The following is a 14,503-nucleotide window of genomic DNA, read 5'->3' as shown; positions in this document are numbered from 1 at the left end:
TTCGCGGAGCAAGCCTCAAACACCGCGCGCGGAACGCCGACGCAATCGGCGGTCCGTGGTGACTACAATCTCATGCGCTTTCACACTTGCGCATGAGGCCATGGGCTTGGCTGAAAGCCCGGCGTTCCGCGCGCCCTTGGGTTTCCTCAAGGGATGGAATGCAAGATGCGACGACAGGCGCGCCCGCGCCTTAAAGAACAGGGCCGCATCGGCGCGGCCGCTGCAATCACGAGGCCCGGAGCCAGGCGTCATGAGAATTCTCGGCATGGTGCTCATCGTCATCGGCCTTCTGTGGGCCGCCATGTGCTTTCTCGGCGTGATGATGATGTCGCGCGGCGTCAACATGTTCACCGAAGCCGTGCTGCCGGCCATGCTCGGCATCGTTGTCGCAGCCATCGGCCTGATGCTTGTGGCGCGCAACGCGCCGCCGCAGGATTCCTGATCCCGATTCCCCGCGGGCACCGGCGGGGCAACCTGAAGGCTTTTCATATGCGTCGCAATGCCTGCCGTTTTCTCTGCGCCCTCCTCCTCGCCCTCGCCGGGCCGGCCCTCGCGCAGCGCGCGCCCGACGCACCGGCGGCAAAGGCGCCGGACGCAAAGGCGCCCGCCAACGAGGCGGGCTATCCGATGGTGCCGCTCCTCTCCACTTCGACCACCATCCTCGGCGAAAAGCTGCGCTATCCGGCGGGCGAGCCGCATGTGAATGCCTCGATCATCACGCTTGCGCCCGGCCAGCGCACCATCCCGCACAAGCATGGCGTGCCGCTGTTCGCCTATATCCTCGAAGGCGAATTGTCGGTCGATTACGGCGCGCACGGCATCCGCACCTACAAAAAGGGCGACAGCGTGATGGAGGCGATGGACGTGCCGCATTACGGCTTCAATGCCGGCGCCGTGCCGGTGCGCCTGCTCGCGGTCTATATCGGCGCGAAGGGCGCGAAGGATGTCGAGCCGGTGAAGTGAGTCTCAGCGGCGCGGCCAGTCGGTCATCGCGGCGTCGAGCCCGGCGGTGAGCACATCGGCCATGAACAGCATGACGCAATTGCCGCCGGCGTCGATCACCGGCTTGAGGCCGTATTTGTTCACCGGGCAGCCCGCCGACTTGCCGAGCGAGCGCGCGAGGTCGAGCAATCCGAACGCGACCTCGCGCACCTGCGCGTGGTCGCCGCGGCGCGGCAGGCCGAACGACACGGCGAGGTCCGAGGTGCCGATCTGCGTTGCGTCGCAGCCCTCGGCGAGCATGAGATCGCGCGCATTGGCGACGCCGGCCTGCGTTTCGATCAGCGCGAGATAAAGGAGCGTGTCGGCCTCGTCCGGGCGGATGTCGCGCATCAGCGCCCGCACCGCCGCGATCTCCTGCGGCGTCTCGACGTCCGGCATGATGAAGCCGTCGATGCCGCAGCCGAGATAGCGGCGCAGCACGCCGGGATCTTTCGACCATGGCCGCAGCAAAGCCGCAGCCCCGCCCGCCTGCGCGGCGCGAACGAGATCGGGAATGCGCTCCACATCCGGCCCGGCATTCTCGCAATCGAGAAAGACGTAATCGATGCGCGGCGCGAGCGCCGCGATCAGATCCGGGGAGGAGAATTTCGGCGCAAGCCCGATGACGAAATCGCGGCGTGCAAGCCGCGATTTCAGTGCGGTGCGCAGCTGCGTCATTGGCCCTTGCGCTTGCGGAAGGCTTCGATGACCTCAGGGACAGCGTCGTCGTTCATCGGCGCCATGATATGCGCTCCGGCGACGCCGGGGATTTCCGAAATCTCGAGGAGATAATCGGTGAGGATCGCCTTGCCCTCGGCGACAGCGTCCGATGCATTCTCCATGCGATCGATCATCGCGTCGGGCACGATCGAGCCGAACAGCTTTTCCTTGATCCAGCGCGCCGATTTCGCCGAGCGGAACGGCACGACGCCGATGATCATCGAGAGGCCGGGGATGACGCCCTCCTCCTTCAGGCGCTGGGTGTAGCGGCGCAGCACGCCGGCATCCATGCAGAACTGGGTCTGCGCGAACCGCGCCCCGCCATCGACCTTGCCTTTGAGGCTGACCGGCTTCCAGTCCGGCGCGGGATCGATCGGCGCATCGGCGGCGCCGAGGAAGAAGTCGGCCTTGCCGCCGATCTTCTTGCCGGACGGCAATTCGCCGGCGTCGCGCATCCGCGCCGCGGTCGCGAGCAGGCCCTTCGCGTCGAGATCGAAGACCGGCTTGGTTTCCGGCTGGTCGCCCTGCGTCGGGTCGTCGCCGCGCAAGGCGAGGAGGTTGCGCACCCCCATCGCGGCGGCGCCCATCAGCGCGGCCTGCAGCCCAAGCCGGTTGCGGTCGCGGCAGGTGAGCTGGAGGATGGGCTCGATCCCATTCATCAACAGGATCGTGGCGGAGGTGACGGAATCCATATGGGCTCTCGCGCCCGCGCCATCGGTCACGTTCACCGCGTCGGCGAGGCCCCGCAGCGGCAGCGCCTTTTCGAGGAGATCGTTCTTGTCGCACGACACCGGCGGCGTGATTTCCGCGGTCAGAACGAACTTGCCGGATTTCAGGGTGTCTTCGAGACGCGCGGGAGCTGAGGACATTCAGGACCACACATACATAGAGGTTGCCTCACGAGGAGGAGGAGATGCGTACAGGCCCCAATCGGGCCCTTGCGTCAAGCGTGGGCAAAGGGGCCGCATCGCGTCAGGCGGCGGCCCGCGACGCGAAGGCCGGCATCACCTCCTGCGCGAATAGACGGATCGAGGTGGCGGCGTTCGCGGGGGACATGGTGCCGAACATCATCTGGCCCAGCACATAATTCACCCCGCTGTCGGCCTGCAGCTTGCCGATATAGTCGCGCACCGTCGACGGCGAGCCGGCAATGCCGTGGCCGATCGCCTCGAGTTCGTCCCAGCTCTGCGGATAGACCTGCGTGAGCGCAAACGGCACGCCGGACCGCGCCCACAGCATCTCGATGGCCTTGCGCCAGACCGCGTAAGCCGGCCGCGCGAGGTCCTTTGCCTCTGCGTCGGTCGCAGCGGTCACGATATGGCGGGTGATGCCCATCATCGGAATGTCGGCGGCGTTACGGCCGAGATCGGCCCATTCCTTGCGATAGCGATCGGTGATGGTCCGCGCGCGGGCGGCCGGGCCGAGCGATACGATATTGACGGAATTGGGGGCGGCCCAGCCGACGGCATCGGCGTTCGGCGCGCCATACCAGATCGGCGGATGCGGACGCTGTACCGGTTTGTTCTGAACGAGATAGTCCTTGAAGGTGTAGTACTTGCCCTCGAAATTCAGGATGTCCGACTCGCACGCCTTCATGATCACCGCGAAAGCCTCGTGATACATGGCCGGCGCATGCGCAGGATCGATGCCGTAGCGCTGGTGCTCGACGAGCGCCGCGCCGCGGCCGACGCCGAACAGGAGGCGTCCGTTGCTCATGTGATCGAGCATGCAGATCTCTTCGTAGACCCGCAGCGGGTGGTACATCGGGAGCACATAGACCAAGGGTCCGATGCGCAGGCGCCTGGTGCGCTGGATCGCCGCGGAGACGAACACGCTCGGCGAAGGAACCCAGCCGAGCGGCGTCGAGTGATGCTCCGCCATGTGAAAGCCGTAGAAGCCTTCGCGGTCGGCCAGTTCGACCAGCTTCAGGCGGTTCTCCAGCATCTCCCCGAGCGGAGTGCCGTCGGCATCCAGGTGATCGAACAATCCAAATTTCAACACGTGCTCCCCCCGCATGATCCGGTTCTTCTCGCCATCACGGCGTGCCGGGCCAACAGGCGACCGACCCAATCGCAATTCACGCACGGTTTCAACCCGGCGGAGCGCAAGGCATGCCTGCAAATCGCGGCGTTCGGTCCGCCCGCCCCGGGCGACCCGATCCAGCATTCACCGTCGCGTGAGAGTCCGGCGGGTCACGCCCTGCCGTTGAACCAACGCCTCCGGGCAGGCGACCAATACCTATCAGGGACGCGATACCCGCTCCCGCCAATCGCAAGGGGACTTCGCCATGATCCGCAACACCATTCTCGGGCTGACCGCTGCCGCTGCTCTGACCGTTGCCGCGCTCGCGCCGACCACGGCTTCGGCCGGTTATTACGGTGGCTACGGCTACAACTCGTACCACTACACCCCGAGCTACTCCTACGGCTACAAGTCCTACGGCCACGGATATGGCCATTACGGCTACAAGTCGTACGGCTACGGCTCTTACGGCTACAGCTCTTACGGCTACTAAGAGTTTCGCCTTTCAAGGCCCAAGGCCCGGTCTCTCAGGAGGCCGGGTCTTTTGATTCTGCACGTTTTAAGTCTGCACCTTTGTCAGCTGGCTGCCCGGCCAGCCGGCCACGACAATCACGCTCGCGTGAGGTCGGCGCTGCGAGCGCCCCGGCCGTGAACCAATCGGCCGGACCGGCCGACCAATGTCCATCAGGGACGCGATACCCGCTCCCACAGATCGCAAGGGGACTTCGCCATGATCCGCAACACCATTCTCGGCCTGACCGCTGCTGCCGCTCTCACCGTTGCCGCGCTCGCGCCGACCACGGCTTCGGCCGGTTATTACGGTGGCTACAGCTACAACTCGTACCACTACACGCCGACCTACCACTACAGCTACAAGTCCTACGAATACGGCTACGGCTACCGGTCGTATGGCTACAAGTCCTACGGATACGGCTCCTACGGCTACTAAGCCATCAGCCCAAACAGACGCACAGGCCCGGTCTCGCAAGAGCCGGGCCTTTGTCATTTCCGCCGCCGTTGTCTATGTGGAGGCCGACTGCCTGTTGCTGGCGGCAAGAAAAACGAGGAACCGACATGTCGGACGACGATCTGAGAGCGGAACTCGAGCGCCTCAAGAGCGAGAACGAAGCGCTCAAGAAGGCGCAGTCCGGGACAGCGCGCATCAAGGTCAGCGACAAGGGCGGCGTCTCGGTCTATGGGCTCGGACGCTTTCCCGTCACCCTCTACAAGGAGCAGTGGCTGAAGCTCCTGGCGATGGGCGACGAAATCCGATCCTTCATCAGCGCAAACGAACAGCACCTGAAAAGCAAAGAGTGACGGCGCCGAGAGACCGCATTCATGAATTTCGGATCGCTTGTCGAACAGGTCATCGCGGTCGGGCTGACGCAGGTCGCCGTGGTTGTCTTCGTGGTTGGCGTCGTGGTCGGGATCGCTCTTGTCATGGTGACGCGACGGAACCGCGGCTGAATCCTTAAACCGCTACCCGGCGACGCGGACCAAAGCCGGCCACGAGCGCCGTCGTCCCCACTTGCGTGGCGACGACAGCGCGAGAACGGCCGCTGCTGTGAAAGCCGAAACAGCGCTAGTTGGCCGATTTGATGCCGGCTTCGGTCACGATGCGCTTCAGCTTGCTCATGTTGGCCTTCAGAAATGCGTCAAATTCTTCGGGCGTTCCGCCAACGATCTCGGCGCCGGTGGGATCGATCTTGGCGCGGATTTCGGGAAGTTTCAGCGCCGCGTTGATTGCCTCGTTCAGCTTCCTGACGATCGGCTGCGGCGTACCTTTCGGCGCGGCCAGGCCGTAGAAGGTCACGAAGTCATATTCCGGATAGCCTTGCTCCGCGATGGTCGGCAGATTGGGCGCGCTCTTCAGGCGATCCTTCGACGACACGCCAATGGCATGCAGCTTGCCCTGCCTGATGAATTCGTCCGCGACCGCAACGCCGAGGAACATGCCCTTGATGTTGCCGGCGATCAGATCCTGCAGCGCAGGGTTGACGCCGCGATACGGCACGATGAGCGCGTCCATTTTGGTCAGCGTCTTCAGCCAGGCGAAGCCGATTTCGTGCGGGCTGCCCGGTCCGAGCGATCCGAACGTGAACCAGCCCGGATTGGCCTTTGCATGAGCGACCAGTTCCGGCAGCGTCTTCATCGGCACGAGGCTGGAATTGACCATCAGCACCAGCGGCACGCGTGCCAGATTGATCACGGGCGCGAAGTCCTTTTCGGAATCGTAGGGCAGCTTCATACCAAGCGCGGCATTGATCGCCAGCGAGTCGAACACCATGCCGACGGTGTGCCCATCGGGTTCGGCCTGCGTCAGCGCCGCGGTCCCGGTGACGGTGGACGCACCCGGCTTGTTTTCGACCACGATCGGCTGTCCGAGCGTCTTTTCCAGCGGAACGCCGAGCGTCCGCGCCATCAGGTCGGTGCCGCCACCGGCCGGATACGGCACGATCCAGCGGATCGGCTGGGTCGGCCAATTCTGCGCGGATGCGGAGACAGTGACCAGCACCAAAGCTGCGCCAGCAAATGCGATGCGTCTGATCAAGCGAACCTCCCTTTTGTGTGGCCGTTTGGCCTTGTTTTTTTGACCGCGTCCGAATGCCGGATCGCGGCTTGAGCGAAACTAAAGATCGCGATTGTCGAAGACTTCCTGCTCGGCCCTCTCCCAGATTTCGCGGGCGAGCGGATTTTGCATCTCTTCGGACAGATGCCCGACAAGTCCGACCGCGCGCGAGATCACCGCGATCCCGCGGCAGATGCGCCACGGAAAGTCCAGTTCGCACAGGATTGCCCCGATCGCGCCGGTGGCGTTGATCGGCAATTCGCGCTTCAGCTTGGCTTCGGCCTGCTTCGAGATCTCTTCGAGGAGCGCGACATATTCGCCGCGAAAGCCGTTGCGCTCGGCGATGCCAAACAGCACCGGCGTTCGCGGATCGATGGGCTTGTGGAGCGGATGACCAATGCCGGGGATCGGCTGCTTGCGTGCGGTGAAATCGGCAACGATTGCGCTCGCAAGGTCTGAGATCGACTCGCCATCCTTGCGGTTCTTAATCGCCTCCTGCAACACGCGCGCGATCTGCTCCGAGCCGCCCGCAAAAACGCTGCCGACGCCGCAGAGACCCGCCGCGACCGCGGCCTGCAAGGCTTCGGGCGCCGCCATGTTAATCAGCCGCGCCGTCATCGCCTGCGGCGTCATGCCGTGCTCGACCAGCGTGATCAGCAGCGCATTGAACACTTCCGCTTCCTGCGGATTCGGCAGCCTGCCCCTGATCTCGAGGAAAGCCATGCCCCCGAGATCGATCTTGCCGAGCAGTTGCGTGGTCAGGTCGAAGCCGCGCACCGTGATGCTGTCGCGGGTGCTCCAGCCCATGCCGGACTTCAGTTTCTTGCGTTCTTTCATGCCAGGCCCCCGCGAAGGATTTGCCGCGCCAGCGCCGTGCGAAGCACTTCGGTCGGCCCTTCGGTAATCATGAAACTGCGTTGATCGCGCCAGAATTTCTCGATCGGCAATTCGGTGGTGAGGCCGATGCCGCCGTGCAATTGCAGGCAGCGATCGGCGACCCGAAAGCCCATCTCGTCGCCATAAACCTTGACCATGAAGGTCTCGGTGCGCGCATCCTCGCCACGGTCGAGTTTGGCCGCAGCGTCTTCGACCATCAGGCGCGTGGCATGCAATTCCGTGGCGCAATCGGCAAGAATCCACTGGACGCCCTGGCGCTCGGCGAGCGGTTCACCGAAGGTCTTGCGCTGCTTCACATAATCGAGAGTCAGTTCGAGACAGCGTTCGGCAACGCCGCAGGCGCGGGCGCCATGCCGGATACGTCCTTCGTTCAGCCAGCCCTGTGCGATCGCAAAGCCTTCGCCTTCATCGCCGACGCGGTTTTCTTCCGGCACCTCGACATCCTCGAACACGAGTTCGCAGGGCGCATCGCCCATCATGGTCGTATGCTGGGTCGCGATTTTGAGGCCGGGCGTGTCCATGTCCACCAGAAAGCACGAAATGCCGCCGCGGGCGCCCTTCACCGGATCGGTGCAGGCGATGACCTGCGCGAAATCGGCCTTCTCCGCGTGGGTGATGAAGCGCTTGGTGCCGTTGATGACATAGCGGTCGCCCTTGCGGACGGCGCGGGTGCGCATCGCGGCAGGATCTGAGCCTGCATCGGGTTCGGTCTGGGCGAAGCACGCGGCCTTTTCGCCCGCAAGCACGGGATCGAGATAACGCTCGCGCTGCTTTCCGGTCAGCCCCATCAGGATGGGCCCCACGGTCGGCCCGAACAGCGAATGATCGCGCGAGGGGATCGCGATGGTGCGCGACACCTCATGCCAGAACACCGCCATCGCGAGATAGCCGAGCCCCTGCCCGCCCAGCTCCTCGGGGACGTTGAGAAGCCAGAAGCCGGCGGCTTTCGCCTTGTCCTGGATCGCCTGCCGGTCGGCGTCGCTCATAGTGCGACGCTCGAACGGCATCACCTCGCGCTCGATGAAGCGCCGGAGGCTGGCGCGGAACGCATCCAGCTCCGCGCGCGTCGGCAGAGACGAGCCTTGATCGCGAGACGGCGTCAGCATCAGGCTCGCTTGCGGTCGTGCGATTCCAGACCGGGCTTGTATTCGCCCTTGAGGAAATCGCCGATACCTTCGGTGCGCCACGCATCATTCTGGCGCGAGATCAGTTCGAATTCCTTGGCCGAGGTGTAGCTCATCGAGGCATCCCAGCTCATTTCGAGCGAGAAGCGATAGCCTTCCTTGGTCGCCTTGAGCGCCCACGGATCCTTCGCCGCGATCTCCTTCGCCACCGTCATGGTCTCGTCACGCAGCTTCGCGAGCGGCACCGCTATGTTGACGAAGCCGATCTCGGCCGCAACCTTGCCACCGAACGGGCGGCCCGTCATGCCGTACCAGAGGGCGTCACGCGGACGCAGCAGGTTGGCCAGCGACTTCGACACGCAGCCGCCCGGAAACAGCTTGAAGTTGACTTCGGACAGGCCGAACGTCGCCTCCTCCGCAGCGATGGCGAGGTCGCAGCCCTCGACGATGGAGAACGCACCGCCGAAACAGAAGCCGTTGACCATCGCGATGGTGGGCTTCGGATAATAGCGCAGCGTGCGCCCGCGCCATTCGACGGCGAGGCGGGTGATGCGGTCGTATTCGCCGGGCTTGTCCTTCAGCTCGGTGAAAAACTCCTTCAGATCCATGCCGGCACAGAAGGCGGGGCCGGCGCCGGTGATGACAACAACGCGCGCGGCATCGTCATAGCGCAGCGCCTCAAGCGCGGCGGTCATGTCCTGATGCAGCCTAGGGCTCATCGCATTGCGCTTGTTGGGCCGGTTCAGCGTGATGGTCGCGACGCCATCGGCGATGTCGATCAATAACGTTTCGTACTTCATGCCCTGCTCCGTTCCCTCGCTGAGGCCGGCGTCTCGCGATTGTGCGATTATCGCCCACTAACTCACTATTCGCCCACGCTAGCATCGCGCTTTCGCGCTGACAATGCCGCCACCGCATGGCGCCATGCAGATCAGTCGAGGCCGAATTCCGCTGCGATCTTGGCGTTATGCTCGCCGAGCGCCGGCGCCGGCATGCGGTGCGGTCCGCGCTCGCCGTCGATCAGCACCGGACGCTCGATGCCGGTGACGGTCCCGAGCCTCGGATGCTGCATCTCGTAGAATGTGCGAAGGTGCTGGACCTGCGGATCCTCGATCACCTCGTCGGCCGACCAGATCGGCGCATGCGGCACGTCCTCGGCCTCGAGGCGGCGGCACCATTCGGCGCGCGGCTGCGTCCTGAACGCAGCGGCAAGTTCGGCTTTCAGAACCTCGTAATGGGTCACCCGCGCATCGCGGGTCGAAAAGCGCTCGTCGTCGGCCAGTTCGGGCCGCTCGATCGCGGCGAGGAGGCCCTTCCAGAACTTGTCCGGCGTGGACAGGTGAAGCGCCAGCATGCGGTCGTCGGCGCACGCGAAGGCATAGGATTGCGAGGTGGAAACCCGCGTATGCGATCCACTGACGATGCCAAGGCGCGCAAAGGTTGCGAAGGTGTCCGGGATGAAGGCGATTCCCGATTCGAGCATGTTGGTCGCAACGCGCGCGCCTTTGCCGGTGACCGCCCGGCTGAGTAGCGCGGCAAGGATGCCGTAGCAGGCATACATGCCGGTCACATTGTCGGCGATGGTCGGCCCTGCCGCATCGGGCCTCTGCGGATCGAGCAGCAGGCTTGCAATCCCGCTCATTGCGATGCCGACGGAATCGTAGGCCGGACGATCACGGTAAGGCCCGCTGTCGCCAAAGCCGGTTATCGAGCAGCGCACGAGACGCGGATTGAGCTTCTCCAGCGTCACGTCGTCAAGACGGAGCCGCGCCAAGACGCCCGGCCGATAATTGTCGAGCAGCACGTCGGCGCGGCTCAACAGCTTGTGCAGCTTGGCCTGCCCGCTCTCGCTTTGCAGGTCGAGCTGGATGCTCTCCTTGTTCCGGTTATAGGCGGAGAAATGCGGCGAGTAGAGATCGCCCCGATAGGCCCGGAACGGATCGCCGCCCTTCGGATGCTCGACCTTGATGACGCGGGCGCCGAGATCGGCCAACATCATCCCGGCGAGCGGCGCCGTTATCATGGTTCCGAGCTCGATCACCAGAATGCCGTCGAGTGGCTGGGTCATGGTCGCCTGTCCATCATGGCTCGCACGCCAGCACGCGGTCCGGCCGCTGCGTTGCCGCCCGGCCCCATCGCTCGATTTGCAACGCTCTCCCTCACGCGGGCTTGTGCGAATACCGCTCTTATGGTTTTTAATCGCGCTGAGGATGGCCAACGCCTTCCAGCTTGTCAATGCAGCCCGGATCCACAACGTCCTCTGAACGCATGGTTACAAAGGACACCACCAAGGAAAAGCCGCCGTCCTGGTTCTCGGAATCGCTGGCCCGCGGCCTGATGGTCATACGGGCTTTCGATGCGAGCGCGCAGCGTTTGCGTCCAACCGACGTCGCCAAACGCACTGGCCTCAACCGCGCCGCCGCGCGCCGCTATATGCTGACGCTGCAGGATCTCGGCTATCTCGGGTCGGAAGACGACCGCTTCTATCTGCGGCCGAAGGTGCTCGATCTCGGCTATGCCTATATCTCGTCGATGCAGATCGACCGGCTGGTCCAGCCCTTCCTCAACGATCTCGCCGCGCGCACGCACGAATCCTCCAGCTTTGCGGTGCTGGACAATGACGAGGTGCTGTTCGTGGCGCGCTCGTCCGGCGAGAAGATCCTGCAGATTTCCGTCAGCATCGGCGGGCGCGTGCCGGCCTGGTCGACATCGCTCGGACACGCGCTTCTCTCCGGACTCTCTGAAGAGGACTTCGAGCGCTACCTGAAGTCGCTGAAGGCGCAAGTCGGCAAGCTGCCGATCAGCCTGCGCGATCTCAAGGCATCCATTGAAAAGGCGCGCAAGCAGGGCTGGGTGCTGGTGTCGAACGTGCTGACCCGCGGCATCGTCGGCATCGCCTCGCCGATCCGCAATGCGGATGGCAGCCTGCTGGGCGCGATCAATGTTGCAAATTACGGCGCCGGCAATCCAAAGCTTGTGCGCGATCACGTTCCGCTGCTGCTCGAAACCGCCGCAAGCCTCGAACGAACGCTCCAGGCACGCGGACAGACCGGCAACGCCGATCGCTTCTCGGCGCGCGCGGCGCGCCTCGTCACCGGCCGCGAAACGGCCCGCTAGTTACAGCGCGAAGCGTTTCACCGCGTCCCAGTCCACCATCGACGCCACCGAAGACGTGTCGGGCAGCGTGACGCAGCCATTCTCGATGACCGGAAGCTCGCTCGTCACCTGCTCGGTCATGGCGAGATACCAGGTCAATTCCGCCGGCAGCATCGGCTGTCGCAGCGCCGCCGCAAATTGCAATGCCGCGAACGTCCCAAGCGCGCTCTCGCCCATCAGGCCTGCGACGACGCCGCGCCCTTCCGCATCCGCGGCATCCTGCATCAGCCGGCAATCCGACAGGCCGAACCGGCCGGGCTTGGCGCTCAAGGCCTGCGCGCCCTGCGCGAGAAACAGCCGCGCATCGCGCAGCGACCAGGCGTAGAAATCCACGAGCACGGGAATCGGGCTGTCCGCGCACAACGCCGCGAATGCAGGGTCCGGCGAGAACGGACATGGGTCCTCGATCACACGCGCGCCGGCATCGGCGACCGCGCGCGCATAATCGAGCGCGTTGTCGAGCTGGTAAGCGCCGTTGCAATCGACATAGAGCGCGACGTCCTCACCGACGGCCTTCCGAATCGCGTGAATGCCCTCGATATCGGTGGCGACGCCCTGTCCGCCTTTCACCTTGAGCGTGCGAAACCCGTAACGCTCGCGCATGTCGGCGGCTTCCGCCGCCATGACCTGCGGCGTCTGTCGCGTGACCGCCCACGACAATTCCACCCGCCGGCTGCCCTGCCAGGTCTGCCAAAGCGGACGCTGCATTTGCGCGGCCTTCAAGTCCCAGCAGGCATTGTCCACCAGACACTTGGCGGCGAGATTTTCCGGGATGCGATCGAGCGCGCGCCGTGTTGCATGCGGATCGGACATATCGAGTGTCCGCAGCAGCGGGATGAAAATCTCCTCGATCGTCGTGATCAGGCTGCGGGCCGTCACCCCGCCCCATGTCGGCTTCACGCTGACTTCGGCGACGCCGGTCTCGCCACTCTCCGCGGTCAGCCGCAGCAGCACAAAGGGCGCGGCCTCCTCTACAATATCGCTCCACACCACGGGCCGCGCATAGGGCAGCGCATAGGCATGGAGCGAATAATCAGCGAGACGCATCGTGCACTTATTTGGCGGCTTGTGCGCCTTCCAGCAACTTGCCGAATCTCGGAGACTCGACGGCGACGAAATCAGTTAACTGCTTCGGATTCATGAAACGCGGCTCGGCGCCGAGCTTGGCCATCTTCTCGCGGATATCGGGACGCTTGAGGATCTTTTCGACCTCGGCCGCGATGCGCTGCACCACCGGCTCCGGTGTTCCCTTGGGTGCGAACAAGGCGAACCAGGCCTGCACGTCGAAGTCGGAGAACCCGGATTCCGCGACGGTCGGCACATCGGGCACGAGCGAACTGCGTTCGGCACCGGTAATCGCCAACACCCGCAGCTTGCCGGTCTTGACCTGCGGCAGCAGCGCCGGAACGGTGAAGAAGATGAAGCTGACATCGCCGGAGAGGACACCCGTCACGGCTTCCGGTCCGCTCTTGTAGGGCACATGCGACATGTCGAGCTTGGCAGTAGACTTCAGCATCTCGGCCGCGAGGTAGCCGGACGTTGCGATGCCGGCCGAGGAGAAGGTGACGGTGCCGGGCTTGTCACGGGCGAGCTGCACCAGCTCCTTCAGCGATTTCACAGGCAGATTGGAATTCACCACGAGCAGGTTCGGCGCCGTCGCGATCATGGCGACCGGCGGGATGTCCTTCATCGGATCGAAGCTGAGATTCTTGAACAGATGCGGGCCGACCGAATGCGTCGGACTGCCGCTCATCAGGAGCGTGTAACCGTCCGGCGCCGCGCGCGCGACTGTCTGCGCGCCAAGATTGCCGCCCGCACCGGGACGATTCTCGATCACCACGGGCTGGCCCAAAGCGGTCGACAATTCCTCGCCGATCATGCGCGCGAGAATGTCGGCGGTCCCGCCGGCGCCGAACGAAACGACGATGGTGATCGGCCGGTTCGGCCAGGCTTGCGATTCCGGCTTGGTCTGCGCCATGGCCGGCATGGAGATGGCTGACACAAGCAGCAGCAGAACGGATGCGATCGCAACACGAACTTTCATCGGCGTCCCCTCGTCCCACAAACTAAGTTGGGCGATTATCGCCCTTATGAACTTTTACCGTTCTAAGCTTGTCTTTGCGTCTACCCCCTTGTCAATACGCTCCACTCCGCCCATGAACCGGCCCACACAAGTAGGAGGTAGCCAATGAACACCATGACCCCGCCGCAACCGGCGATTCCGAGCAAGGTCACGCTCCCGGAACACCGCGATGCGTATTACGGCGGCAAGTGGCATGCGCCGAAGAACGGGCGCTATGTGGACACCATCAATCCGGGCACTGGCGCATCGCTCGGCAAGGTTGCGGAATGCGACGTCGCGGACATGGATGCCGCGATCGCGTCGGCCAAGGCTGCCTTCAAGGAGTGGCGGCGGGTGCCCCCGCTCGAGCGCGCCCGCATCCTCAAGCGCGTCGCGCAGATCCTGCGCGAGAATGCCGGCGAACTGGCGATGATCGACGCCGCCGATTGCGGCAACCCGGTCAAGGAAATGCTCGCGGACGCGCAGATCGCCGCGGCGCAGATGGAATTCTTCGCCGGCCTCGTGACAGAGGTGAAGGGCGCCTCGATACCGATGGGGCCCGACGTGGTGAATTTCTCGGTGCGGGAGCCACGAGGCGTGGTCGGCCGTATCATTCCGTTCAACCATCCCTTCATGTTCTGCGCCGGAAAATCGGCAGCCGCGCTCGCGACCGGCAACACCATCGTCGTGAAGCCGCCGGAGCAGGCGCCGCTGTCGTCGCTGCGCCTTGCCGAATTGTGCGACGGGCTGTTCCCGCCCGGCGTATTCAATGTTGTGCCCGGCGGCAAGGATGCCGGCGCGCGCCTCTCGTCCCATCCCGACATTGCGATGGTCGCGCTGGTCGGCAGTGTGCCGACCGGACGGGCGGTGATGAAGGCCGCCGCCGACACGGTGAAGCCGGTGCTGCTTGAACTCGGCGGCAAGAACGCGCTGATCGCCTTCGGCGATGCCGACCCGGACGAGGTCGCGGGG

At 64.4% G+C, this 14,503-nt stretch carries 18 protein-coding genes; 8 read left to right on the top strand and 10 right to left on the bottom strand.

Going from position 1 to position 14,503, the window contains the following annotated elements:
- The first annotated feature begins 250 nt into the window (after positions 1-250).
- Both VN004_RS08550 and VN004_RS08545 read left to right on the top strand, forming a co-directional pair.
- Entirely contained in the window at positions 251-442 is a 192-nt protein-coding gene (locus tag VN004_RS08550; protein ID WP_325608939.1) for a hypothetical protein, read from the top strand.
- A gap of 47 nt (positions 443-489) precedes the next feature.
- A complete protein-coding gene (locus VN004_RS08545; RefSeq protein WP_325608938.1) occupies positions 490-963 on the top strand; it encodes a cupin domain-containing protein in 474 nt (157 codons plus the stop codon).
- Between the two features lie 3 nt (positions 964-966).
- Here the strand turns inward: VN004_RS08545 and VN004_RS08540 are convergent, their stop codons facing one another.
- From VN004_RS08540 to VN004_RS08530, 3 genes are all read right to left on the bottom strand, one after another.
- On the bottom strand, positions 967-1,659 hold the full coding sequence (locus VN004_RS08540) for an aldolase/citrate lyase family protein (RefSeq protein WP_325608936.1): 693 nt from the start codon (positions 1,657-1,659) through the stop codon (positions 967-969).
- Positions 1,656-2,570, bottom strand: coding sequence for a methylenetetrahydrofolate reductase (locus VN004_RS08535; RefSeq protein WP_325608934.1), 915 nt, complete (start codon positions 2,568-2,570; stop codon positions 1,656-1,658). The genes VN004_RS08540 and VN004_RS08535 overlap by 4 nt, the downstream gene beginning before the upstream one ends.
- A gap of 103 nt (positions 2,571-2,673) precedes the next feature.
- Positions 2,674-3,699 carry an LLM class flavin-dependent oxidoreductase gene (locus tag VN004_RS08530; RefSeq protein WP_325608932.1) on the bottom strand — a complete coding sequence of 342 codons (1,026 nt, stop codon included), beginning with the start codon at positions 3,697-3,699 and terminating at the stop codon, positions 2,674-2,676.
- Positions 3,700-3,988: 289 nt separating this feature from the next.
- Here VN004_RS08530 and VN004_RS08525 point away from each other — a divergent pair, with 289 nt between their 5' ends.
- The 4 genes from VN004_RS08525 to VN004_RS08510 all read left to right on the top strand — a co-directional run bounded on the left by VN004_RS08525 (position 3,989) and on the right by VN004_RS08510 (position 5,190).
- Positions 3,989-4,216 carry a hypothetical protein gene (locus VN004_RS08525; RefSeq protein ID WP_325608930.1) on the top strand — a complete coding sequence of 76 codons (228 nt, stop codon included), beginning with the start codon at positions 3,989-3,991 and terminating at the stop codon, positions 4,214-4,216.
- 237 nt (positions 4,217-4,453) lie between these two features.
- Positions 4,454-4,672 (top strand): hypothetical protein, encoded by a 219-nt coding sequence (locus VN004_RS08520; protein WP_325608928.1) that lies wholly within the window; start codon positions 4,454-4,456, stop codon positions 4,670-4,672.
- Positions 4,673-4,797: 125 nt separating this feature from the next.
- Positions 4,798-5,040, top strand: a complete 243-nt coding sequence (locus VN004_RS08515; protein ID WP_325608926.1) for a hypothetical protein — start codon at positions 4,798-4,800, stop codon at positions 5,038-5,040.
- Between the two features lie 21 nt (positions 5,041-5,061).
- Entirely contained in the window at positions 5,062-5,190 is a 129-nt protein-coding gene (locus tag VN004_RS08510; RefSeq protein ID WP_325608924.1) for a hypothetical protein, read from the top strand.
- A 115-nt stretch (positions 5,191-5,305) separates the two neighbouring features.
- Here the strand turns inward: VN004_RS08510 and VN004_RS08505 are convergent, their stop codons facing one another.
- The 5 genes from VN004_RS08505 to VN004_RS08485 all read right to left on the bottom strand — a co-directional run bounded on the left by VN004_RS08505 (position 5,306) and on the right by VN004_RS08485 (position 10,381).
- On the bottom strand, positions 5,306-6,274 hold the full coding sequence (locus tag VN004_RS08505; protein ID WP_325608922.1) for a tripartite tricarboxylate transporter substrate binding protein: 969 nt from the start codon (positions 6,272-6,274) through the stop codon (positions 5,306-5,308).
- Between the two features lie 78 nt (positions 6,275-6,352).
- Positions 6,353-7,129 carry a citryl-CoA lyase gene (locus tag VN004_RS08500; RefSeq protein ID WP_325608921.1) on the bottom strand — a complete coding sequence of 259 codons (777 nt, stop codon included), beginning with the start codon at positions 7,127-7,129 and terminating at the stop codon, positions 6,353-6,355.
- Positions 7,126-8,295 carry an acyl-CoA dehydrogenase family protein gene (locus VN004_RS08495; RefSeq protein ID WP_325608920.1) on the bottom strand — a complete coding sequence of 390 codons (1,170 nt, stop codon included), beginning with the start codon at positions 8,293-8,295 and terminating at the stop codon, positions 7,126-7,128. Before VN004_RS08495 ends, VN004_RS08500 begins: the two co-directional genes overlap by 4 nt.
- Positions 8,295-9,113 carry a p-hydroxycinnamoyl CoA hydratase/lyase gene (locus VN004_RS08490; RefSeq protein ID WP_325608919.1) on the bottom strand — a complete coding sequence of 273 codons (819 nt, stop codon included), beginning with the start codon at positions 9,111-9,113 and terminating at the stop codon, positions 8,295-8,297. The genes VN004_RS08495 and VN004_RS08490 overlap by 1 nt, the downstream gene beginning before the upstream one ends.
- A gap of 131 nt (positions 9,114-9,244) precedes the next feature.
- The gene (locus tag VN004_RS08485) at positions 9,245-10,381 is read right to left on the bottom strand and encodes a CoA transferase (RefSeq protein ID WP_325608917.1); all 1,137 of its coding nucleotides are present in this window, start codon (positions 10,379-10,381) and stop codon (positions 9,245-9,247) included.
- A gap of 200 nt (positions 10,382-10,581) precedes the next feature.
- Here VN004_RS08485 and VN004_RS08480 point away from each other — a divergent pair, with 200 nt between their 5' ends.
- Positions 10,582-11,430: an IclR family transcriptional regulator domain-containing protein gene (locus VN004_RS08480; protein WP_325608915.1), complete on the top strand. Its 849-nt coding sequence runs from the start codon at positions 10,582-10,584 to the stop codon at positions 11,428-11,430.
- Here VN004_RS08480 and VN004_RS08475 read toward each other — a convergent pair whose 3' ends face one another.
- Positions 11,431-12,516, bottom strand: coding sequence for a mandelate racemase/muconate lactonizing enzyme family protein (locus VN004_RS08475; protein ID WP_325608913.1), 1,086 nt, complete (start codon positions 12,514-12,516; stop codon positions 11,431-11,433). It lies immediately after the preceding gene.
- Between the two features lie 7 nt (positions 12,517-12,523).
- Complete coding sequence (locus VN004_RS08470) at positions 12,524-13,513, bottom strand: tripartite tricarboxylate transporter substrate binding protein (RefSeq protein ID WP_325608911.1); 990 nt, start codon at positions 13,511-13,513, stop codon at positions 12,524-12,526.
- A gap of 144 nt (positions 13,514-13,657) precedes the next feature.
- On the opposite strand from VN004_RS08470, the gene VN004_RS08465 reads away from it, so the two are divergent.
- Positions 13,658-14,503: aldehyde dehydrogenase family protein (locus VN004_RS08465; RefSeq protein ID WP_325608909.1), on the top strand; the 846-nt coding region annotated here is incomplete at its 3' end.

It is taken from the genome of Pseudorhodoplanes sp. (assembly GCF_035565855.1).
Taxonomy (GTDB): Bacteria; Pseudomonadota; Alphaproteobacteria; order Rhizobiales; family Xanthobacteraceae; genus Pseudorhodoplanes.
This window is presented reverse-complemented; position numbering and strand designations above follow the sequence as displayed.